This is a genomic window from Allomuricauda sp. TY007 (assembly GCF_010468565.1).
Taxonomy (GTDB): Bacteria; Bacteroidota; Bacteroidia; order Flavobacteriales; family Flavobacteriaceae; genus Flagellimonas.
In genome coordinates this window covers 141,550-163,634 of record NZ_WUEG01000003.1, presented here as the reverse complement: position 1 = coordinate 163,634, position 22,085 = coordinate 141,550, and the positions used below count along the sequence as shown (strand labels likewise).

Here is a 22,085-nt window from a genome sequence, read left to right as displayed (position 1 = left end):
AGTCCTTTTTTTGTGATAATTTTATCAAAATAGAAAAATCCCAAAAAAGATTAGGGCCGTATATTAGATAACTGAGATATGCCCAGAATCTTAATAATTGAGGACGATACTGCTTTTTGTCAAATGCTTCAAAAGTTTTTGACCAAGAATGGTTTTGCCGTATCTACAAGTTATTCCATTAAGGAGGCAGAAGAACATCTTGCATCATCCACCTTCGATATAATCTTGTCCGATGTTAGATTGCCAAAAGGAAACGGGGTTACTTTGCTTCCCCAGGTAAAACGTGAGTCACCAAAGACCCAAGTTATTTTAATGACAGGGTATGCCGAAGTGAAAACTGCGGTAAATGCCATTAAAAAGGGTGCTTTCGATTATATTTCAAAGCCTTTTACACCAGAAGAAATACTTTCCGTAATTAAAGATGCCTTGCGAACCAAAGTGACGGATTTCAAAGTTTCTCGCGAAGGTTCAAAACCAACTGAAGCGAAAAAGGGCCCGATTAATTTTTTAAAAGGTCAAGGAGAAAAATCCAAGAAACTCCAGCAGTATGTGGAGCTGGTCGCTCCAACCAGCATGTCCGTTTTGCTAACGGGCGAAAGTGGTACAGGAAAAGAAGTGACCGCCAAGACCATTCACCGGGCTAGTAAGAGAAATGATCGACCGTTTGTTGCGGTAGACTGTGGTGCCATACCAAAGGAAATTGCCACCAGCGAATTTTTTGGTCATGTAAAGGGCAGTTTTACGGGTGCCATTGATGATAAACAAGGGCATTTTGAAGCGGCCAACGGAGGAACCCTCTTTTTGGATGAGGTAGGAAATCTATCCTATGAACATCAAATTCAGCTGCTTAGAGCCATTCAAGAGCGTAAAATAAAACGAGTGGGCAGCACTAAAGAAATCCAGTTGGATATCCGCATCATTGCTGCCACAAACGAAAATCTTTCCGAAGCTGTGGAAGAAGGTGGTTTTAGGGAGGATTTGTACCACAGACTCAACGAGTTTTCCATTGAAGTGCCATCCTTGAGGGATAGGCGAGAGGATATTCTTCTATTTGCAGATTATTTTCTGGCCGAGGCCAATTCAGAATTGGATAAAAATATTTTAGAATTCTCCGATGAAACCAAGCGAATTCTTCAGGAGTATGATTGGCCGGGAAATTTGAGGGAAATGAAAAATGTAATCAAAAGGGCCGTTCTTTTTTCTGAAACGGAAACCATGTTCCCAAATGCTTTGGCAGATGGGGTCGTAAAAGGAGCAAGTAAGCACGAAGAGTCCATTTTTTCTAAATCTGATTATGAGAAGGAGCGGATTCTGACCGCCTTAAAACAGACCAACTTTAACAAAAGCAAAGCGGCAAAACTACTGCAAATCACCCGCAAGACGCTTTACAACAAAATCAATCAATATCAATTGGATGTTTAGCTAAATAATTTTGGATTTCACTTTCCAAATGGGACAGCACTTCTTTTAGTTCCGAAAGAATATTGAACGTTTTTTCTCCTTTTGCATCATCGGAAATATTTTCCAAAAGTTCCAATAAGTGGATGGCATCTTTTATTTCCAACTGCCTGAACATGGGCAACATTTTGTGGGATGTAGCCCTGATATCTGTATAATCTTTATCGCCAACGGCGGAAAGCAAAAACGCTAGATTCTTTTTCGTGTTCTCCAAAAACACTTGTAAAACTTCCTGAATGGCATTTGGATCATCCAAAAAGGGGGAAATATTTTTAAGAGTGAACATGGAAGACTCCGAAGCGGGAATTGCATTGAACAAGGCCACCTTTTCTGTTGATTTTAAAACACGCAGTAGGGAATTGGCCGTAAATGGTTTCTGTAGCACATCCGAAAAACCAGGGCCTAAATAGTCCGTTTTATTACCGATTTGTTGTCCGGTCATGGCAATTACGGGATTTTTATATCCAATGCTTTTAATTGTTTTTAGCACAGAAAAACCATTTGTGGTGGGCATTTGAATGTCCGTCAGTACAGCATCGAACTGGTGGATTTTTGATAGCTCAATATCATCAAAATTCAAAATAGTTTCTGTTTTGATGTGGTTGATTTTACAAACTTCAGCGATAAGACCAAGCATGTTTTCATCATCATCAATAACCAAAATGGAAAGCTCTTTGAGTTTGGGAATAAACGCTTTGGAATCATTTTCAACCACTTCGATTTTAGAAAACCCAACAGGAATCCGAACAGTAAAAGTACTCCCTTTGCCTACTTTGCTCTTCAAACTCAATGTACCTCCCAATAATTCTGTCAGTTTTCTTGAAATGGTAAGCCCCAGCCCATACCCGATCTGGGCTTTTTGGGAAGGAGCTTCTGCTTGTGTAAACTCTTGGAAAATAGCTTCCTGTTTTTCAGCAGGGATTCCTATACCCGTGTCCTCAACATCAATCCTCACCCATCTGGCTTTGTTTTTTTCTTCCACTGCCGCAGCAACCTTAACATGGCCAAAATCTGTAAACTTAAAGGCATTGCCAATGAGGTTGGTAAGTATTTGCCGTATTCTAAAAGGGTCGTTGATGATAGGTGTTTTTAAGTCGTCTGCTATTTTTAATTGGAGCAATACTCTTTTTTTGGATTGTATTTCTTCAAAATCAACCGCAGTTTCTTCTATTAATTGGAAGAGGGAAAAAGGCACCTTGTCCAACTGGATTTTTCCGGCCTCCAGTTTGGAATAGTCCAAAAGGTCGTTCACCAAATTATCTACGTAGCCAGAAGAGGACTTAATTTTTTTAAGGTAGTTCAGTTGTTTTGTGTTCAATCCACTTTGCTCGATCAAGTCGGAATAGCCACTGATGGTATTCAACGGTGTCCTTAGGTCGTGGCTAACGGTCGAGATCAATTGTTCCCTGCTTTTTAAAAGTGATTCGGAATATTTTTTGGCCTTTTCGAGCCGTTCTCGGTATTGCTGTGCTTTCCAGTAATCCTTGGAAATCATGAGCGTAAACAATATCACTGTTATTAGTCCTAGAATAACAGCTCCGACTGCCAAGCGAGAGCTTTTTTTTAATGCTTGCTCTTGCTTAAGATTATCCAAATAGGCATTCAGTGCCATTTCCTGTTCAAAGTCGGATAAAATGCCCCGCATTTTTTGTGAAAGCTCCAAGTCGGTCCTATAAATTTGAAGTTCTTTTTGCAATACGGTACGTTCGGCCGTAACTGTTTCGGTTTTGGCTTTGTTTAAAATAGCTTTGGATACTTCTAAAATGGAGTCGATATTTTTGGCGGCCGTATTACCGTCGGAATTTGGAATATTCTTGTTGAGTATGGCGACGTACTCTTTGATGTACTCTTGGGTTCTAGTAGGCAATTTGTCAAAATTGGGAGCAAAGGTCTCGGGGGTAATTCTGCCCATGTCCACTTCCATCTCATGGAATGCCTTTAAAACTGAATCCAAAGAAGTTTTATTTTCGTTCCTAACTTTTAGTTTTCGTAGTTCGGCATTATTAAAAACTTTTTGCTTTAATAATTCCTGAACACTATCCAATTTGAGATTTAGACTACCATTGTTGGTTTGTACCAATGGTTTAAGGGAGTCGATAAATTGATTAATGGAGTCTACTTTTTGCGCGTATGATTTTAAATCCTGTGGTTTTTTGGTCTGTAAGGCCAACTTGGATAAGTTTTCGGCATCGTACAATTGTGTAAGCAATATGTTGGTCTTCAGTAGTTTTTCGTTGCTCTCTCCTTGATTTTTTGCAGAAGCATAGCTTTTGAACTCATTATAGATAAAGAATGCAGCCAAGGTTGCCAAAACTCCAAGCACTGCATAACTCAGTATAATTTTAAGGGTAAACCTTTTTTTGGATTTAGGGTGCATACCATTATATACGCAGGCACTTGGGGGGCTTGGTTGTTATCAAAAGTTAAATTTCCAAGATGTTTTTTATGAAAATCAATATTCACACCATACATTTGTGGCATCTCAAAGGGGTGCTTTTACCAAAAGGCTGAGATTATACCCAATGAACCTGGGCGGGTAATGCTGCCAAGGGAATGCGCAAGCCGCATCTTGGAATTTCTATGTTTCTTTTAGAAACAACAATCAATTATTAACAAAGAATAATGACCCCTTTTATTCGTAACATTTTTACGAATGAAACTCTATTCAATTATTCAAAAAAGAGCCGTGTTTGGCTCAATGCGACCGACAAAAGACAATTACGGAAACCGCATTAAAACTTTGGTTGCAACAATGGTCCTAGGTGGGCTGTCGCTTACCATGAACGCCCAAGAAGAACCGATTGACAGTCTTGAAGGAGAAAAAGTGGTGCTGGATGAAGTTTTGGTACAATCGGTAAGGATAACCAAAGATTTTCCCATTACTTTTTCAGATTTGGACAAGGTGGAACTAGCTCCGCGGAACTTAGGACAGGATATTCCCATTCTCATGAATTTTATGCCAGCGGTTGTTACCACCTCCGATGCAGGTGCAGGCGTGGGCTACACGAGCATGCGTGTTCGTGGTAGCGATGCAACACGGGTAAATGTTACCATTAACGGTATTCCGTACAATGATGCAGAATCACATGGTACCTTTTGGGTGAACATGCCCGATTTTGCCTCCTCTACCCAAAGTTTGCAGTTACAGCGAGGTGTGGGAACTTCTACCAATGGGGCCGGGGCATTTGGTGCTAGTTTAAATATGCTCACAGATGCTTTTTCCGAAGAGGCTTATGCTCAAATTTCATCATCTATAGGGAGTTTTAATACGCTTCGGAACAATGTAAAGTTCAGTACAGGGTTGATGAACGATTATTTTGAATTCTCTGGGCGACTATCCAGGGTTACATCCGATGGATATGTGGACCGAGCGGCTTCGGAATTGGATGGCTATTTCCTGCAAGGTGCCTACAAGGATGACAATACCCTGATCAAAGCTTTGCTTTTTGGAGGGCATGAGGTTACATATCAAGCCTGGAATGGAATAACGGCTGACCAATTGGAAGATAATCGTACCTATAATTCCGCAGGTGAATATACCGATGATAATGGTGATACCCAATACTACGAAAACGAAGTGGACAACTACAAGCAAGACCATTTTCAACTGCATTGGTATGAAACCTGGAATTCTGCTTGGAATACCCATTTGGCGGTACACTACACCCGTGGTCGAGGTTTTTTTGAACAATTTAGGGAAGACGACGATTTTGCTACGTATGGCTTGGAGCCCATCACGGTGAACGGCGATTTGGTGGAAACCACGGATTTGATACGTCGTAGATGGTTGGACAATGATTTTTATGGAACGGTATTTTCCGCCACCTATAATAGCGACAAGCTTGAACTGATCATGGGAGGTGGTTACAACGAGTACAAAGGAGACCACTTTGGTGAAATAATTTGGGCCGAGTATGCCAGCAATAGCGAATATCGGGATAGGTATTACGATGATAATTCCACTAAAACCGACTTTAATGTGTACACCAAGGCCAATTATAAGTTGACAGATCAATGGTCCTTGTTCGGAGATGTACAGTACCGTGGGGTAACTTACCAAGCCAATGGTGATGATACGGGTTTGGTGGATGATTCCTTCAACTTTTTCAATCCAAAGGCAGGTGTTACCTTCGACTTAAACCGCAATAACAACTTCTATCTTTCTTATGCAAGGGCAAATAGGGAACCCAACCGCAATGATTATGAAAGCGGCAGTCCAAAACCAGAGAAACTAAACGATTTTGAACTGGGTTGGAGATACGTTTCACCAAGTTTCCAATTGAATACCAATGTATATTACATGCGGTACAAAGATCAGTTGGTACTTACGGGGGAGTTGAACGATGTTGGCGCGCCCCTGAGGTCGAACGTTGGAGACAGTTACCGATTGGGTCTGGAGATAGATGCAAATGTAAGTTTGTCCAAAACATTTAAGTGGAGACCAAATATTGCATTGAGCGATAACAAAAACCTTGATTTTTATTTTGAAAGAGACGGAGAGCTTCAAAATTTGGGCAACACGAATATTGCCTATTCCCCAAAGCTGATTGCGGGCAACATTATTTCTTATATGCCCAGTACCAATTTTCAAGTATCATTGCTGTCCAAATTTGTAGGTAAACAATATATGGGCAACATTGACTCAGAAACTTCAGTTTTGGACAGTTACACGCAGACGGATTTCAATATTCAGTACACCATTAACATGAACTCTTTTATAAAGAGTATTGAACTATCAGGTTTGGTAAACAACATTTTTGATGCAGATATTGTTTCCAATGGATACTTCTACACTTTTGATGATGATTACTCCAACCCTGGAACTATCACAACCATTGAGGGCGCTGGGTACTATCCGCAAGCAGGGATTAATTTCCTTTTGGGAGCAACGGTCAATTTTTAGTCGGTTCGAGTAAAATCCCAAAGGGATTTTGTATCGAGAACTAAATTCTATTCAAATATTTTTAACGGGATTCTGTAATTTGAAAGCAATTGCAGAATCCCGTTTCTTATATATAGAGGACAACCCGAAACCTGAAGCACTATAATCTTTTACCAAAGTTGGTGCACATACTTTTTGATGTACTTGTCATAGATTTGGTTTACAGCAGCCTTTTCATCTTCGGTAAGCGGAGGCAATTCCACAGCTTGGAGATTGCTTTTTAGGTGTTCTGTTTTTGAGGCTCCCGGAATAATGCAACTCACCTCAGAAAAATCCAATATCCAACGAAGCGCCACTGGTGCAAGGTTTTCTCTCTGTGGGAATACTTTTTTGAGTTCGTCAACGGCTTGTAGTCCTATATTAAAAGGTACACCACTAAAGGTTTCGCCCTTATCGAAGGCTGCACCCTCCCTATTAAAGTTTCTGTGGTCCTCTTTTTCAAAGGTTGAATCCGAAGAGAATTTTCCGGTGAGCAGTCCACTGGCCAAAGGAACCCTTACGATCACACCAATATCTTTTTTCTGTACCTGCTCAAAAAACAATTCAGAGGGGCGCTGCCTAAACATGTTGAATATGATTTGAACCGTGTTTACATTGGGGTATTCTATTGCTTTTAGGCCTTCTTCCACCTTTTCAACACTTACTCCAAGATTTTTTATTTTGCCTTCGTCTTTTAATCGGTCAAAGAGCTCAAAAATATCAGGTCTGTAAAATACTTCGGTTGGCGGACAATGTAGCTGAATCAAATCCAAGCAATCCAAACCAGTGTTTTTTAAGCTATCCTCCACATATTTTCGAAGCACTTCCACGGTATAACCTTCGTTGACGTGAGGATTTATCTGTCTTCCGCATTTGGTGGCAACAAAAACTTCTTCCGATCTGGATTTTACCACTCGGCCAACGGCAGCTTCGCTTGCCCCAGCTTCATAAACATCGGCAGTGTCTATAAAGTTGACACCTGCATCAATGGCTTCATTTATAATATTTTCAGCTAAAGTATCATTAAATCCAGAGCCCCATTTTCCTCCTACTTGCCATGTGCCCAAGGAGATTTCCGAGACATTGATTTCTGTTTTACCTAGTCTTCTGTAATTCATTCTTAAATTTTAATTTGATATTATAACAGAGTTCCCACTTTGAGTGGCCCTATAAGGAAGAAGTCCATAGTACCGGTTTTCATCATCGGGCGTACTCCACAATAACCCTGTAGTAAGCTCATACGTATAACCTTCACAACTACAAACTACATTTTGTCCATCAATCGTCATTGTGGAGCAGTCATTGGGCGCATGATTGGGACAACTAGCTTCCCATGCCATAAAACCAGACCCGGTATTGATAACAAAAGCACCTCTTGTTCCCACGCTGGTGTTACCCACATAAATTGGATTTAAAGGATATTGAAGGTCGTTGTATAACGGAAGGTTCAGATTAATTTCAAACCTGAACCGAACATCTTGCAAATATGGATTTCGATTGGTTGTGTCCGAGCTGCAAGACAAAATCAGTACCAAAAGCATAATGGCCCAGAAGAGCTTCATAGTCAATGTTTGAAAACGTTTCTTGAGCAAAGTTGATGAAAATTTGCCTATATTTGCGTTAAATCCTCGCAAAAATACCATGCAGGTCATCGGTATAGTTGAGGATTTTTTGTATTTGCAGCTAAAGAGTACATTGGGGAAATTTTTTGATTTTCTTCAATGCTTCCTTGCATTAAAAATTAACGATATGAGCAAAGTTTCATACTATACAGCAGAAGGATTAAAGAAATTGAGGGAAGAACTGAACCACTTAAAAGATGTGGAACGTCCCAAAGCATCCCAAGCTATCGCAGAGGCAAGGGACAAAGGAGATCTTTCCGAGAACGCGGAATACGATGCGGCCAAGGAAGCCCAGGGACTTTTGGAGATGAAAATTTCCAAAATGGAAGAGACTTTGGCCAATGCCCGCTTAATTGATGAATCCCAATTGGACACTTCCAAAATATTGGTACTTTCCACCGTTAAGCTTAAAAACCAAGCCAATGGCATGGAAATGAAATATACTTTGGTGGCAGAAAGCGAAGCCGACCTAAAAACAGGTAAAATTTCTGTTACCTCTCCCATAGGAAAAGGATTGTTGGGTAAAAAAGTAGGTGATGTGGCAGAGATTAAGGTGCCGAACGGAACCCTGAATTTTGAAGTTTTAGAGATTACACGAGAGTAACAGCAACTAAATTGGTTATATTTAATCCCGTTGAAAGACGGGATTTTTTATTTTAAAACCGAATCAAAATGGCCAGTATCTTCACAAAAATCATCAATGGGGAAATACCCAGTTATAAAATCGCGGAGGATGATGATAACTTTGCTTTTTTGGACATCAATCCTAACTCGAAAGGGCATACCTTGTGTGTTCCCAAGAAAGAAGTGGACAAGATCATGGACCTTGATGAGGAATCTTACATGAAACTCATGGCTTTTTCAAGAAAAGTGGGACTTGCCATTGAAAAGGCCGTGCCTTGCAAACGTGTGGGAATGTCGGTTATTGGCTTGGAGGTGCCCCATGTGCACGTTCATCTCATTCCGCTTCAAAGTATGGCGAATGCCACTTTCCAACAAAAGGAGAACCTTACTACAGAAGAGTTCGAGGCCGTGGCCAAAGCCATCAGGTCAAATATTTATATTTAGCGTTCTAAATAAAAATATACACCCACTGCTACCAAGCATAGCATCATTACCAAAATAATAAAGAACAACATGGTAAACCGTACCGCGGGTCTATCTGGCTTTACCAGTTTGTTGTAGTAGTCAAAAACCCGCTCAATATCCTGAGTCCAGTTTACGGGATAAATAACCGAATTACACTTTTTACACTTGATTTCATGTGTTATGACGCCCGTAGTCCTATGGTACAGTGCATTAAAGGTGTGTTTTTGGTAAAATGTAATCTTAAGTTCCTGATTAAAACATTCGGGGCAATTATTGGTGATATCAGCTTCTTGTATTACAAGTTGTTTTTCCTTGGCCATAACTTCATTTTTATAGTGCTCGTAGGGAAATCTGCATGATAGTTCCTTCTTTACTAGACGAAAATACTTTAATTTTTCCTTTATGGTACTCTTCAACAATTCTTTTTACCAACGAAAGTCCTAATCCCCAGCCTCTTTGCTTGGAAGTGACCCCTGGATTAAAAATGTTCTGAAAGTCGCTTTTGGGTATGCCGTGGCCCGTATCTGACACTAAAATGTGGATGTTTTGTCCCTTTTTTTCGATTTGGATGGCAATGTTACCTTTGCCCTTCATGGCATCGATGCCATTTTTAACAAGATTCTCTATACTCCAGTTGTACAAGGGAGGATTCATCAGTACATGGGCCTCATCTACATTGGAGCTAAAAGAAAAATGTACCAATTTGGAACTGCGCTGTTTCAAGTATTCGTAGGCCTTTTTGGTTTCGTCCACAATATCGTGCTCACGCAATTCGGGAATTGACCCAATTTTGGAAAAGCGTTCTGTTATGGTTTGCAAACGATCAATATCCTTCGCAATTTCTTGGGTTACTTCGGGATTGATGTCTTCCGATTTCAAGAGTTCGTTCCAGCCCAACAGGGAAGTAAGTGGTGTTCCAATTTGATGTGCCGTTTCCTTGGCCATTCCCGCCCAAAGTTTGTTTTGTTCCGATGCCCTGTTCGTTCTAAAGAAAAAGAAGATGACCGCACCGAACAAGAAAATAATCAGCAGTAGGGCCAATGGGTAGTACTTCAATTTGTTCAAAACCTCAGAATTGCCATAGTACAAGGTCTCCAACAATTCATCTTCTTGAATTATCTGTATCGGTTCGTTCTCATTTTTGAACTGTGCAATCTTTTTTCGAATGTATACACTGTCGGTTACCTTGTCCTCGGGAATATTATGTGTTTTGTAAGAACCCTCCTCGTTTACCAAGATCATGGGGGTGGAGGTGTTGTTTCCCAAAACTTTAAGGGTAAGGTTTCCCAACTCTTGATCTACGGAAGATTGGATCAGTTCCAATTGGGCAGTAGCCCAGATTTCCATTTTTAGGCGTTCCTCTTCCTTGAATTTTTTAAAAAAACTATTGGTGTTCCATAAAATAAGACTCACAATAACAAATGCTGCAATCAGCATTATAATGTTGGAAGTTTTCCTTTTGGGACTAAAGTTCATTGGCGGTCAAATTCTGTTTAAAGATAGGTAAATGGAAAACATGTTGATAGTTAGTTGAAATAACGTCTGCCCATGGAATTCATTTTATGTACTTTTGAGTTTTCAACAAAAATTAACATTGCATGGAAGTTCAGGGAAGAATCAAAATGATAGATGAGACCAAGACATACGGCAACAACGGTTTCAGAAAAAGAGAGGTAGTCGTAACAACCGAGGAACAATACCCACAACACATATTGGTGGAATTTGTTCAGGATAAGTGCGATTTGCTAAACAGCTACAGCGTTGGTCAAATGGTAAAAATCAGTATAAACCTAAGAGGAAGGGAGTGGGTTAACCCACAAGGGGAGACCAAATATTTTAACTCTATTCAAGGATGGAGAATTGAAAACCTGCAACAAGAGCAAAGCACGGATAATATGCCTCCCGTTCCGCCAATGGAAGCTTTTGAGCCAGCGGATGATTTGAACGAGGATGACCATGACGACCTTCCCTTTTAATAGTAGAAAGCGATATTTTACAATAAAAATCCGGACCTCTTGGTTCGGATTTTCTTGTTTTTGGACCTATTTGTATTTTTAGAAAAAATTGCCCTTGGAAAATACCCCATTACATTTTTTGAGCAAAAGATTGGAGTTTCCTCCTGTTGATACCGCCAGTGAAGATGGGTTGCTTGCGGTTGGAGGTGATTTGTCTCCAGAAAGATTGTTGTTGGCCTACAAAAACGGAATTTTCCCATGGTTCAATGATGATTCCTTGATCCTTTGGTGGACCCCCGACCCGCGTATGGTTCTTTTTCCCGAAAAGGTAAAAGTGTCCAAAAGTATGCGGAAAATAATTCGTGACGGAGCATTTACCCTTACCCAGAACACTTGTTTTGAACAGGTAATGGACCATTGTGCCAAAATTGAACGAAAAGGACAAGACGGTACATGGATAACCCCCGAAATGAAAACAGCCTACATGAATTTATACAAAAAAGGGCATGCCAAATCTTTTGAAGTTTGGGAAGGCGACGAGCTCGTGGGTGGTTTGTACGGTGTTGATCTAGGCCATGTGTTCTGCGGGGAGAGCATGTTCAGTTTTAAACCGAATGCCTCCAAGTTTGCATTTATAAAAATGGCGAGGGAACTGGATGAAAAAGGATATGAGCTTATCGATTGTCAAGTGCATACCGATCATTTGGAAAGTTTGGGCGCTGAATTGATTCCCAGAAAAGAGTTTGTGGAGATTTTACAGGCGTAATTGCACAAAGCCTAGCATTATTGGAAGATATAGTTACACTTCATGGTACCTAAAACAATTCACTTCGTGGTCGTTTACCATGCCCGTCGCCTGCATATGGGCGTAAATTACTGTGCTGCCTACAAATTTAAACCCTCTTTTTTTCAAATCTTTGCTGATGCTATCCGAAAGAGAGGTGGTTGCAGGAGCATCTTTGTAATTTTGCAGCTTATTTTTAATGGGTTCGTTCTCCACAAAGCCCCAAATATATTTACTGAAACTACCAAACTCTTCTTGAATTTCCATAAAAGCGCTTGCGTTGGAAACCGTGGCGTTCACCTTCAATTTATTTCTGATGATCCCAGGGTCTTGTAGTAATTCATCAATTTTTTCCTGATCGTAGCTGGCAATTTTCTTGTAATCAAAATAATCAAAGGCTTTTCTAAAATTTTCACGCTTTCGTAATACGGTAATCCAGCTCAATCCCGCCTGAAAGGTCTCCAAAATCAAAAATTCGAACAAAGTGGCATCATCCTTTACGGGAACACCCCATTCCGTATCATGGTAAGCTTCATATAAAGGGTCTCCAAGGCACCATCCGCATCTATGTTTATGCATTTCTATTTGTTTTTCCATCAAAAATAAGGGAAAAACAAGAGAGTTAATTGAAAGTTAAAGTATTATACATTAATAGTAATACTTTTATATTTGCGAGACTATATTTTAAAAGTGATGTAATGGAGTTATTGATGCAGTCTCTTAAAATTGGGGTCAATGAAAAGCTTTATATAAAGGATCCTGAATCTTCAACTTTGGGGAAGAATATTGTTGAACAGAGTATTTTGATGATCGATGAAATGGGGTTTGAAAATTTTACGTTCAAAAAATTGGGTGTAAAGATCAGTTCCAACGAAAGTTCCATTTACCGCTATTTTGAGAACAAGCACAAGCTGTTGCTCTATTTGGCCACTTGGTATTGGGGGTGGGTAGAATATCGCATGGTCTTTGCCACAAACGGTATCTCCGACCCGGCCAAGAAATTGGAAAAAGCGATAGAGGTCCTCACCCAAAATGTTGAGGAGGATAGTTCAATTACACATGTGAACGAAGTAGCACTGAACCGACTTATTATCAATGAATATTCCAAATCCTATTTGGTTAAAGAAATAAACAAAGAGAGCAAGGACGGTTATTTTATTATTTGTAAAAGATTGGTAAACCGCTTGAGCGAGATGATTTCGGCCGTGGATGAAAATTACGAATATCCCGTAAGTTTGGCCAGTACCGTTTTGGAAGGTTCGCTTCATCAGTATTTTTTAAAGGCACATTTTCCGACACTTACAAACTGTAACAAAAAAATTACACCTACAGACTTTTTTACGGACCTTATATTCCGGACACTAAATCAAAAAGTAAATGGCTAAACAAATACTCACAGCTTGGCAGCGGTTAATGGGGCTGCTTGCCTTGGATAAAAAGGACATTTTTCAAATATTTTACTACGCCATTTTTGCGGGATTGGTCAACCTATCGCTCCCCTTGGGTATACAGGCCATCATAAACCTTATACAGGGAGCCAGGGTGAGTACATCTTGGATCGTGCTCGTGGTATTGGTTACCCTTGGGGTTGCATTTGTGGGGATGCTCCAGTTAATGCAAATACGGATTATTGAAAACCTTCAGCAGAAAATTTTTACAAGGTCTTCGTTTGAGTTTGCCTACCGTTTTCCAAAAATAAAAATGAGCGAACTCCGATATTATTATCCACCAGAGCTAGCCAATCGTTTTTTTGATACACTTACGGTACAAAAATCGTTGTCCAAAATACTTATCGATTTTCCGGCGGCATTGTTGCAGATCGTATTTGGGCTGTTGCTGCTATCTTTTTACCATCCTTTCTTTATCATTTATGGTTTATTGCTCCTTTTGCTCATTTACATTGTGTTCAAGTTTACGGCACAAAGGGGGTTGGATACCAGTTTGGACGAGTCAAAAATCAAATATAAGGTAGCACATTGGGTACAAGAGATCGCCCGTTCAATTGTCAGTTTTAAGCTTTCGGGAAAAACCTCCCATGCCTTGGACAAAAACGATACTCTGGTCGATGAATATTTGGAAGCAAGGGAAAGTCACTTTAGGGTCTTGGTCTTACAGTTTATTCAAATGATAGGCTTTAAAGTCTTGGTTACAGCAGGCCTATTGTTGATTGGCGGTTTGTTGGTCTTAGATCAGCAGATGAACATTGGTCAATTTGTAGCGGCGGAAATCATTATTTTATTGGTAATCAGTTCTGTTGAGAAAATGATCTTGGGTCTCGAAACGTTTTACGACCTATTGACCTCTTTGGAAAAAATGGGACAGGTCGTGGATAAGGAAATAGAGCCCCAAAACGGAGAAACCCCATTTAAAGATAACGAAGGCTTAACAGTAGAGCTTGAGGATATTGTTTACAAAGTTCCAGGGATGGACAAAAAGATAATAGACCATTTATCGCTCACCGTCCGGCCAGATACCAAATTATTGATACAAGGAAAGAGCGGATCGGGAAGATCCACCTTGCTAAGAATGATAGCCGGCATCCTAGAGCCGGATGAAGGAAAAATATATGTGAACAATGTGGCCATCCAAGGAATAAAATTAAGTCAATACCGCTCCTATTTAGGTCATTCCCTAAACGAGGAATATCCATTTGAGGGAACCCTATTGGATAATATTACATTCGGTAATAAAGATATTCCAATGGAAGATGTGTATTGGGCACTCGAAAAAGTAAGTCTTACACAGTTTGTAAAAGAGCAGCCGCAAGGACTTAAAACCATTTTATATCCTGAAGGGAAAAAGATTCCTGATTTTATTTCCAGAAAAATTGTATTGGCCCGGAGCATTGTAACCAGGCCAAAACTAATGATCTTAAAGGATCCCTTGGAGCAATATAATGATGAAGATACGGAAAGGATGATGGACTTTTTGGCCGATCCTGCTAACGGATGGGCCTTGGTCGTAGTAAGTGAAAACCCAAAATGGGCAAGTCGCTGCAATCAAGTAATTCGAATGGATAAAGGTAGATTGATTAACGTAAAATAAAGTTCATGCTGAACATTTCTTCAAATAATAAATTGAACGAGAAAGTAGACCTTACCGGCTATAAGGCAGGTAAAAAAGTCTTTCATAAAAGGCACTACAAGCAGTTCAACCGCTTTCTGGCATCTTTTTCCATTATAGTGCTTTTGATGATGTTCCTACCGTGGACCCAGAATATTTCCGGTAGGGGATACCTTACTACGTTGACCCCCGATCAGAGACCACAAACCATTCAATCTCCGATTCCTGGGCGTATTGAGAAGTGGTATGTTAGGGAAGGGGATTATGTTGAAAAGGGCGATACGATCCTGTTTATATCAGAGATAAAAAGCGAGTATTTCGACCCTGACCTGGTCGAACGTACCGGGCAACAGATCAAGGCGAAAACTATGTCCGTAACATCGTACCAAGAAAAGGTAAAAGCCTTGAACCAACAGATCAGAGCCCTTAATCAAGAACTTGGCTTAAAACTGGAACAGGCCAGAAACAAACTAATGCAGTCCAAATTGAAAGTGGAAAGTGACAGCATTGACCTTGAAGCGGCCAAGACTAACATTTTAATAGCCCAGCGTCAGTACGACCGTACCGAAAAATTACAGGAAGAAGGGTTAAAAGCGGTCACCGATGTAGAAGAAAAACGATTGAAACTGCAAGAGACCCAGGCAAAACTTATAAGCCAAGAAAACAAGTTGTTGGCCAGTAAAAACAATGTGATCAATGCACAGGTGGAAATAAATAGGGTAAGGGCAGAGTACTCCGACAAAATTTCCAAAGCACAGAGTGATCTCTATACGGCACAATCCAACCAATTTGATTCCGAAGCGCAGGTAACAAAACTGGAGAACCAGTACACCAATTACGAAATGAGGAACAAGATGCTCTACATAAGAGCTCCCCAAAATGGATATATTACCAAGGCCATTCAGTCTGGGATAGGGGAAACCTTCAAAGAAGGCGCACAACTGGTAGGTATAATGCCATCGGATTATGATATTGCCGTGGAAACCTATGTAGACCCCATAGACCTTCCATTGATTCATGTGGACGAAAAAGTGCGTATCCAGTTTGATGGTTGGCCTGCCATAGTATTCAGTGGTTGGCCCAATGTTTCCTACGGTACCTTTGGAGGTAAGGTGGTCGCCATTGAGAACTTTATCAGTCCAAATGGTAAATATAGAGTGCTTTTGGCCCCAGACGAGGAAGAGGCTCCTTGGCCAAAAGATATTCGCGTAGGTTCTGGGGCCAGTACCATGGCTCTATTGGAAGATGTTCCCATTTGGTACGAACTCTGGAGACAGCTCAATGGCTTCCCTCCAAACTATTATCAACCCCAAAACACGAGTGCAAATGCTGAGAAGAAATAGAAGACTACTTTTAATCTGTACCCTCTTTTTCTTTTCTGTGCAATTGTTTTATGCGCAGCAAGATTCCTTGGTACTTGGGTTTAAGGAGTACTTGGGCTATGTAAAAAAATACCATCCCATTGCCAAACAAGCCCAATTGAACATTGCTATTGGGCAGGCCGAACTTATGAAAGCCAGAGGAGGTTTTGACCCCAAGGTAGAGGTGGATTTTGATAGAAAGGAGTTTAAGGGAACCGAATATTGGAATCGGTTGAACACTACTTTTAAAATCCCAACTTGGTTTGGTATTGAGCTTAAGGGAAATTTTCAGCAGAATGAGGGATATTATCTAAATCCTGATGAAACCTTGCCCGATGACGGCCTGTACAGTGCCGGAGTGTCCATGTCCGTGTTGCAGGGGTTTTGGATAAACGAGCGTATGGCCACCCTGAGAAAGGCTAAATTTTTCAGGGAACAGTCCAAAGCAGAACAAGATTTACAGGTAAACAAGGTTCTGTACAATGCTTCGCTCGCCTATTTTGATTGGTTGCAAGCCTATAGAGATGCTGAGGTATACAAAGATTTTTTGGAAAATGCCGAAATACGTTTTCAGGGAATAAAAGAGAGCGCCTTGGCGGGCGATATTGCCATGATTGATACCGTAGAGGCTAAAATCGCCGTTCGCAATAGGGATTTGGGCTACCAGCAGGCCAAGGTTAAATTGATGAAAAAATCATTGGAACTCAGTAATTTTTTATGGATCGAGGATGTGCCAGTAGAGCTTCAACCAGGTATAAGACCAAACTTGGAACCAGAAATGGACATCAATTCAACCTTGGAAATAGAAGGTGTGCCATTGGATAGCTTTAATCTGGAAACACATCCCAAACTTGTATCTTTAGATTATAAGATAGAAGGGTTGACGGTGGACAAGCGTTTAAAATCGAATAAATTATTGCCAAAATTAAAGGCAGAATACAATTTTATAACAGAAACCCCCGAGTTGATGAATTCCTTCGTTACCGAGAATTATAAGGCCGGATTGAGTTTTCAGATGCCCATTTTTTTGCGGAAAGAGCGCGGAGATTTAAAATTGGCCAAATTTAAACTTAGGGATGCGGAATATGAAAGGGACAATGCCCAAGTGGAAATACAGAACAAGGTCATCGCTATATACAATGAATTGGACTCTTATACCAAACAAAACCAGCTCATTAAGGATATAGTGAACGATTATTCCACAATGTTGAATGCCGAGGAGCGGAAATTCAGTTTTGGGGAGAGTTCCTTGTTCTTGATCAATTCCAGGGAAAGTAAATTAATCGATGCTTACCTGAAACGGAACGAAATGCAGAACAAATATTTTTACACCAAGGCCATGCTGTTCAAGAGTTTGGCCATAAACCCCAAGAGCTTGTAGGAACCTTTTGCAATTATGATTGAGATTCGTCAGTTCAAGTGATTTTTTGGTGGTTGAGCGAAGTCGAAACCGAGAGAAATTGTATCGAGAACTGGAATTTCATACGAATTGACGGTTTTTGGCATATAGAAAGCCATCAAAATTGTAAGGAACAGGTTGTGAAAACAACCAATGACAAAAGTCACCAAATAGGAAGATTGATGGTGGTACTTTTGCAAAAACATTTTTTATGGAAGTATTGGAGCGAAATAGATTGGAGATAGTTCAAGAATACATTTCAAAGGGAATGGATTACCCAAGGTACAGTGAGTTAGTGAGTCAACTTGCCAAAACGGAAAAATCCACTGGCCCCAATCAGTCCGAAGCTATGGTCAACTATACCAAACTAGGCGAACGTAGAATGGCCCGTTGGGAGAAAACCTTCAAGATCTCCGAGGATGTCCAACAAAAATTGAAGTCTCTGGACAAAGAGTTGGTGTTTTTGGCACTCACGGAAAGTTGGTGCGGAGATGCGGCGGCCAGTTTGCCCATCATTAATAAAGTAGCCGAAGCAAGCCCCAATATTTCCCTGAAAGTTGTTTTGCGGGATGAAAGCTTGGATTTAATGGATACTTTCCTTACCAATGGTGCTCGTTCCATCCCCAAAGTCATTGTTTTGGACAAAGCCAAAAACGAAATCGTAGGAGAGTGGGGCCCAAGACCAAGCATTGCCACGCAAATGGTGGAGGATTGCAAAAAAGAGCATGGAAAACTTACCGATGAGTTCAAACAAGAACTTCAGGTTTGGTACAATAAAAACAAAGGGCAAAATATTCTGGAAGATATATTGGAATTACTTGCTCTGAAATAGATAGGTAATGGTTCCAATTTGTGATGCTTTGGAATCTGGGCTAAAACGAGCTTTTAATGCATAGGCAATGGCATTGTCTACCAAACAGCCATTGTCCGTTCCCGAACTTTTATCGTTGAATGTGGCTTCGGTTACATAACCGTTGTTGTCCACGGTAATGTTTACCACAACCTTGCCGCCTTCAATACAGGTATAAATGGGTGGAGGTAGAGAGCGGGCATTTCGCTCGACCAAGGAGTAGGAAATGGAAGTACGCCTATCTTTTAGGTAATCGGTAAATTCTTCTTTTTGGGCATCGCGTTCCCCTAATTTCTCTTTTTTCTCGTCCCGCTGGGCCTTTAACTGTTTTAATTGTTCCTCAAAACCTGAGTTATCGGCATATTCCCCTGTTTCGCTACTGAGGGCTCGTTCCTCCATAAGCTCTTCCAACGTTTTTAAAGGCTCTGGGTTTCCAACGCTCGGTTTAGCGGTTTCATTAACGGCCATATGGCTTTTTATGGGGTTGTTGTTGGCGGCCATTTCTTCCAATCGTTCTTCTTCCTCTTTAAGAAGTTCTTCAATATCCTCATCGGCCAAGCTCATTTCAATAACGTACTCATCTTCCTTTATGCCTCCCAAGTGAATATTAAAAAGTAATAATATCACTATGGACATAGAGAAGAAGGTAATCAAAAGAGATAATTGACGCCTATTTAAGTTCATGGTTTTACTATAACCGCTTTTTTGCAAAAATATTTTATCCCAACTGGCCTAGGTCGAGGTATTTACTTCAAGTTTTTCCTTGAAAACATTGGGGCTTGTAGCATTATCTACGTTGAAATCCCCTATTTTGGTTCTTCGGAGCTTGGATAAATGAGCTCCTGAGCCCAAAGCTTTGCCAAAATCGTGAGCCAAGGAACGAATGTAGGTCCCTTTGCTGCACACTACTCGAAAATCAACTTCGGGAAGGGCGATTCGGGTAATCTCAAATTCAAGAATTTCTATTTTTCTTGATTTTACTTCAACTTTTTTTCCTTCTCGGGCCAATTCATAGAGTCGCTTACCATCTTTTTTTAATGCTGAAAAAATGGGGGGTACTTGGTCAATTTCGCCCAAGAATTGTGTTGTGGCTTCTTTGATGGATGCATCCGTGATATGTTCTATGGGAAAGGTCTCATTCACTTCGGTCTCCAAATCGTAGGATGGCGTAGTGCTACCAATTGTGAAAGTGCCCGTATATTCTTTTACTTGTCCTTGAAGCTGTGGGATTTTTTTAGTGAACTTCCCCGTGCAGATAATCAACAGCCCTGTGGCCAAAGGGTCCAATGTTCCTGCATGACCTATTTTTATCTTTTTAAGGCCAAATTTTTTACGAATGGCCCATTTGAGCGCATTTACCGCTTGGAAGGACGTCCACTCCAGCGGTTTATCAATCAAAAGGATTTGACCGTTTAAAAAATCTTCTTTGGTGTTCAAAAACTTGGGGTTTTGGGGCAAATATACTGATCTATCCCCAAATGCTCCACGCAAGGGCAATCAACCCTACGATCAAACAGTAAATGGCAAAATAGGTAAGCTTGCTCTGGCGTACCAATTTAATCATCCAGGTACAGGCAGCCAATCCTGCGATAAAAGCTGCGATAAAACCAGCACCCATGGCTACGGCTTGGTCGCCGTGAAAAGCAATATCGCCACCCATCACATCTTTGGCCACTTTTCCCAAGATTAATGGAACCACCATCAAAAAGGAGAAACGGGCCGATTTTGTTTTGTCCACACCCAAAAGTACGGCAGCCGAAATAGTTGCTCCACTTCGAGAAATTCCTGGAAGTATGGCTACGGCCTGTGCCATTCCTATGACAAAAGCACTGCGGAAGGATACATTTTTATCCGTGGTCTTGGCCAAATCTGCCAAATACAGCAAAAATGCCGTGATTACCAACATAATGCCGACAATCACAATGGCACCATCAAAGAATACTTCGATAAAGTCATTCAAAAAAAGACCGACCAAAGCGGCGGGAATCATGGAGATGATGATTTTTAAAGAGAATTGAGTTTCCTCGTTCCATTTAAATTGAAACAGGCCTTTCAGTATTTCAAAAACATCTTTTCGGAATACCACCAAGGTACTTAATGCGGTTGCAAAATGAAGCACTACCGTGAACAACAAACTTTCTTCGGGAACGGCTTGAGCTCCCAAAATGGCTTTTCCCAATTCTAAGTGACCGCTGGAGGAAACAGGCAAAAATTCGGTCAATCCCTGTATGATTCCAAGGATTATAGCATCGATTATCTCCAAATTACTCCTTGTTTTTCTTGTGAGGGTTCAACAAAATGGCGTACACCTGAATGCCAAGACCGATAAGAATCAAGGTCGGTGCAAGGCGGATTCTTCTAAAATTGTATATCTCAGGATTGAATACTTCGGGGTCGTCGCTTCCACCACCGCTCATCAAAATAAACCCGAGGGCAATAAAGGCAATACCTATAAATAGAAAGAGGTAGTTTTTCTTTTGGAAAACAAAGTCTTTAGGTGGTTTTTTGCCGTTGTTGTTTTTCTTGCTCATGCTGCAAAGTTAATAATAAAGATCGTCCGTTCTCAGGTTTAAAAAGCGTTGTGTAGCAAAATGGGTGCTGGCCCATGAAATAATCACCCCTAGCCCAAACACCCCAACGAACAAAATAATAAGTACAATATAGTCTTGAAGCAAGCTCAGTTCAGGAAAATTTTTGTCTATATAATATACCAAAACCCCTAGCCCGATCAAGGCCACAACGGCTCCGACCATTCCTAGCTTAATATTCGTCCAAATAAATGGTCTTCGAATAAATGTTTTGGTGGCTCCCACCATCTGCATGGTTTTGATGATGAAACGTTTGGAATAAATGGACAAACGGATGGAGCTGTTGATTAACAACACCGCAATGAGCGTGAACACGGCACTAGCTACCAGAATCCATAGACTGATTTTCCTTGCATTGTTGTTCAGAAGCGAAATCAAGGGTTTGTCGTAGCTTACCTCGTCCACGTAGGCCTTGGCTGCTAGTTCCTCTGCAATCTCATCAATTTGTTGGGAAGAGACAAAATCGGCCTTCAAGTTCACATCGATGGAATTTTTTAGCGGATTGTAGCCCAAAAACTCTTCAAAATTTTCTCCAATATCCTCGCTGTATTGCTCTGCCGCATCTTCTTTGGAAATATATTCGGCTGACTTGGTGTACTCCGCAAGGGTCAAACTTTTCTGTAGTTGATCTATTTCCACAGGCTTTGCGTTGTCCTTCAAAAACACCGAAATTGTGATCTGCTCCTTAAAATGATCCGCCAATTTTTTGGTATTGAGCACCAAAAGGCCCAAAACACCCAAAAGAAACAGGACCAGGGCAATGCTCAAAGCCACGGAAAAGTAGGAGGAAATCAGTTTTCGTCGCTGATATCGTTCAATATATTGGCTCATATAGTAGAATCAGTACGTAAAAATAGAAAAGTAAATTGTATTTAGGGGATTAAACCTATTTTTGCACACGAAAATAGATTCAAAATTTTGTCATTTCGAGTCCTTTTCGGGAGGACGAGAAATCTCTTTTTTCTTGGAGACATCTCGACTGCGCTCGATGTGAC

The 22,085-nt window shown here is 40.7% G+C and carries 22 protein-coding genes and 1 riboswitch; of the genes, 11 read left to right on the top strand and 11 right to left on the bottom strand.

Going from position 1 to position 22,085, the window contains the following annotated elements; translation table 11 throughout:
* Positions 1-78: 78 nt before the first annotated feature.
* Positions 79-1,422, top strand: a complete 1,344-nt coding sequence (locus tag GO009_RS04115) for a sigma-54 dependent transcriptional regulator (RefSeq protein ID WP_163624948.1) — start codon at positions 79-81, stop codon at positions 1,420-1,422.
* Here GO009_RS04115 and GO009_RS04110 read toward each other — a convergent pair.
* On the bottom strand, positions 1,397-3,835 hold the full coding sequence (locus GO009_RS04110) for a hybrid sensor histidine kinase/response regulator (RefSeq protein WP_163624947.1): 2,439 nt from the start codon (positions 3,833-3,835) through the stop codon (positions 1,397-1,399). The two genes, GO009_RS04115 and GO009_RS04110, sit on opposite strands and share 26 nt — an antisense overlap.
* Before the next feature lie 99 nt (positions 3,836-3,934).
* Positions 3,935-4,028: riboswitch (TPP riboswitch) on the top strand.
* Positions 4,029-4,111: 83 nt separating this feature from the next.
* Between GO009_RS04110 and GO009_RS04105 the strand changes: the two genes are divergently transcribed.
* On the top strand, positions 4,112-6,361 hold the full coding sequence (locus GO009_RS04105) for a TonB-dependent receptor (protein ID WP_163624946.1): 2,250 nt from the start codon (positions 4,112-4,114) through the stop codon (positions 6,359-6,361).
* A 149-nt stretch (positions 6,362-6,510) separates the two neighbouring features.
* Here GO009_RS04105 and GO009_RS04100 read toward each other — a convergent pair whose 3' ends face one another.
* Together GO009_RS04100 and GO009_RS04095 are read right to left on the bottom strand one after the other, a co-directional pair.
* Positions 6,511-7,497 carry an aldo/keto reductase gene (locus tag GO009_RS04100; RefSeq protein WP_163624945.1) on the bottom strand — a complete coding sequence of 329 codons (987 nt, stop codon included), beginning with the start codon at positions 7,495-7,497 and terminating at the stop codon, positions 6,511-6,513.
* 9 nt (positions 7,498-7,506) lie between these two features.
* Complete coding sequence (locus tag GO009_RS04095) at positions 7,507-7,941, bottom strand: hypothetical protein (RefSeq protein ID WP_239057379.1); 435 nt, start codon at positions 7,939-7,941, stop codon at positions 7,507-7,509.
* Between the two features lie 187 nt (positions 7,942-8,128).
* On the opposite strand from GO009_RS04095, the gene greA reads away from it, so the two are divergent.
* Both greA and GO009_RS04085 read left to right on the top strand, forming a co-directional pair.
* Entirely contained in the window at positions 8,129-8,605 is a 477-nt protein-coding gene (gene greA, locus GO009_RS04090; protein ID WP_163624943.1) for a transcription elongation factor GreA, read from the top strand.
* A gap of 68 nt (positions 8,606-8,673) precedes the next feature.
* Positions 8,674-9,069, top strand: a complete 396-nt coding sequence (locus GO009_RS04085) for an HIT family protein (RefSeq protein ID WP_163624942.1) — start codon at positions 8,674-8,676, stop codon at positions 9,067-9,069.
* Here GO009_RS04085 and GO009_RS04080 read toward each other — a convergent pair.
* Both GO009_RS04080 and GO009_RS04075 read right to left on the bottom strand, forming a co-directional pair.
* Entirely contained in the window at positions 9,066-9,410 is a 345-nt protein-coding gene (locus GO009_RS04080) for a hypothetical protein (RefSeq protein WP_163624941.1), read from the bottom strand. The two genes, GO009_RS04085 and GO009_RS04080, sit on opposite strands and share 4 nt — an antisense overlap.
* A 10-nt stretch (positions 9,411-9,420) precedes the next feature.
* On the bottom strand, positions 9,421-10,566 hold the full coding sequence (locus GO009_RS04075; RefSeq protein ID WP_163624940.1) for a PAS domain-containing sensor histidine kinase: 1,146 nt from the start codon (positions 10,564-10,566) through the stop codon (positions 9,421-9,423).
* A gap of 122 nt (positions 10,567-10,688) precedes the next feature.
* On the opposite strand from GO009_RS04075, the gene GO009_RS04070 reads away from it, so the two are divergent.
* Complete coding sequence (locus GO009_RS04070) at positions 10,689-11,066, top strand: DUF3127 domain-containing protein (protein ID WP_163624939.1); 378 nt, start codon at positions 10,689-10,691, stop codon at positions 11,064-11,066.
* An 88-nt stretch (positions 11,067-11,154) separates the two neighbouring features.
* Positions 11,155-11,811: a leucyl/phenylalanyl-tRNA--protein transferase gene (gene aat / locus GO009_RS04065; RefSeq protein ID WP_163624938.1), complete on the top strand. Its 657-nt coding sequence runs from the start codon at positions 11,155-11,157 to the stop codon at positions 11,809-11,811.
* 33 nt (positions 11,812-11,844) lie between these two features.
* Here the strand turns inward: aat and GO009_RS04060 are convergent, their stop codons facing one another.
* The gene (locus GO009_RS04060) at positions 11,845-12,408 is read right to left on the bottom strand and encodes a DNA-3-methyladenine glycosylase I (protein ID WP_163624937.1); all 564 of its coding nucleotides are present in this window, start codon (positions 12,406-12,408) and stop codon (positions 11,845-11,847) included.
* A 119-nt stretch (positions 12,409-12,527) separates the two neighbouring features.
* On the opposite strand from GO009_RS04060, the gene GO009_RS04055 reads away from it, so the two are divergent.
* The 5 genes from GO009_RS04055 to GO009_RS04035 all read left to right on the top strand — a co-directional run bounded on the left by GO009_RS04055 (position 12,528) and on the right by GO009_RS04035 (position 18,484).
* A complete protein-coding gene (locus GO009_RS04055) occupies positions 12,528-13,214 on the top strand; it encodes a TetR/AcrR family transcriptional regulator (protein WP_203532331.1) in 687 nt (228 codons plus the stop codon).
* The gene (locus tag GO009_RS04050) at positions 13,207-14,874 is read left to right on the top strand and encodes a peptidase domain-containing ABC transporter (RefSeq protein ID WP_163624936.1); all 1,668 of its coding nucleotides are present in this window, start codon (positions 13,207-13,209) and stop codon (positions 14,872-14,874) included. The genes GO009_RS04055 and GO009_RS04050 overlap by 8 nt, the downstream gene beginning before the upstream one ends.
* Positions 14,875-14,879: 5 nt before the next feature.
* Positions 14,880-16,235, top strand: a complete 1,356-nt coding sequence (locus GO009_RS04045) for an HlyD family secretion protein (RefSeq protein WP_163624935.1) — start codon at positions 14,880-14,882, stop codon at positions 16,233-16,235.
* Positions 16,219-17,634: a TolC family protein gene (locus GO009_RS04040; RefSeq protein WP_163624934.1), complete on the top strand. Its 1,416-nt coding sequence runs from the start codon at positions 16,219-16,221 to the stop codon at positions 17,632-17,634. The genes GO009_RS04045 and GO009_RS04040 overlap by 17 nt, the downstream gene beginning before the upstream one ends.
* A gap of 229 nt (positions 17,635-17,863) precedes the next feature.
* Entirely contained in the window at positions 17,864-18,484 is a 621-nt protein-coding gene (locus tag GO009_RS04035; protein WP_163624933.1) for a thioredoxin family protein, read from the top strand.
* On the opposite strand, the gene GO009_RS04030 is transcribed toward GO009_RS04035, so the two are convergent.
* The 5 genes from GO009_RS04030 to GO009_RS04010 are packed head-to-tail and all read right to left on the bottom strand — an operon-like array spanning position 18,467 to position 21,921.
* On the bottom strand, positions 18,467-19,186 hold the full coding sequence (locus tag GO009_RS04030) for an energy transducer TonB (protein WP_163624932.1): 720 nt from the start codon (positions 19,184-19,186) through the stop codon (positions 18,467-18,469). The genes GO009_RS04035 and GO009_RS04030 overlap by 18 nt on opposite strands.
* A gap of 48 nt (positions 19,187-19,234) precedes the next feature.
* Positions 19,235-19,939, bottom strand: a complete 705-nt coding sequence (gene truB / locus GO009_RS04025) for a tRNA pseudouridine(55) synthase TruB (protein WP_163624931.1) — start codon at positions 19,937-19,939, stop codon at positions 19,235-19,237.
* Between the two features lie 31 nt (positions 19,940-19,970).
* Positions 19,971-20,765: an undecaprenyl-diphosphate phosphatase gene (locus GO009_RS04020; RefSeq protein WP_163624930.1), complete on the bottom strand. Its 795-nt coding sequence runs from the start codon at positions 20,763-20,765 to the stop codon at positions 19,971-19,973.
* Between the two features lies 1 nt (position 20,766).
* Positions 20,767-21,033, bottom strand: coding sequence for a DUF3098 domain-containing protein (locus GO009_RS04015; protein WP_163624929.1), 267 nt, complete (start codon positions 21,031-21,033; stop codon positions 20,767-20,769).
* Between the two features lie 9 nt (positions 21,034-21,042).
* The gene (locus tag GO009_RS04010) at positions 21,043-21,921 is read right to left on the bottom strand and encodes an ABC transporter permease (protein ID WP_163624928.1); all 879 of its coding nucleotides are present in this window, start codon (positions 21,919-21,921) and stop codon (positions 21,043-21,045) included.
* Positions 21,922-22,085: the final 164 nt, after the last annotated feature.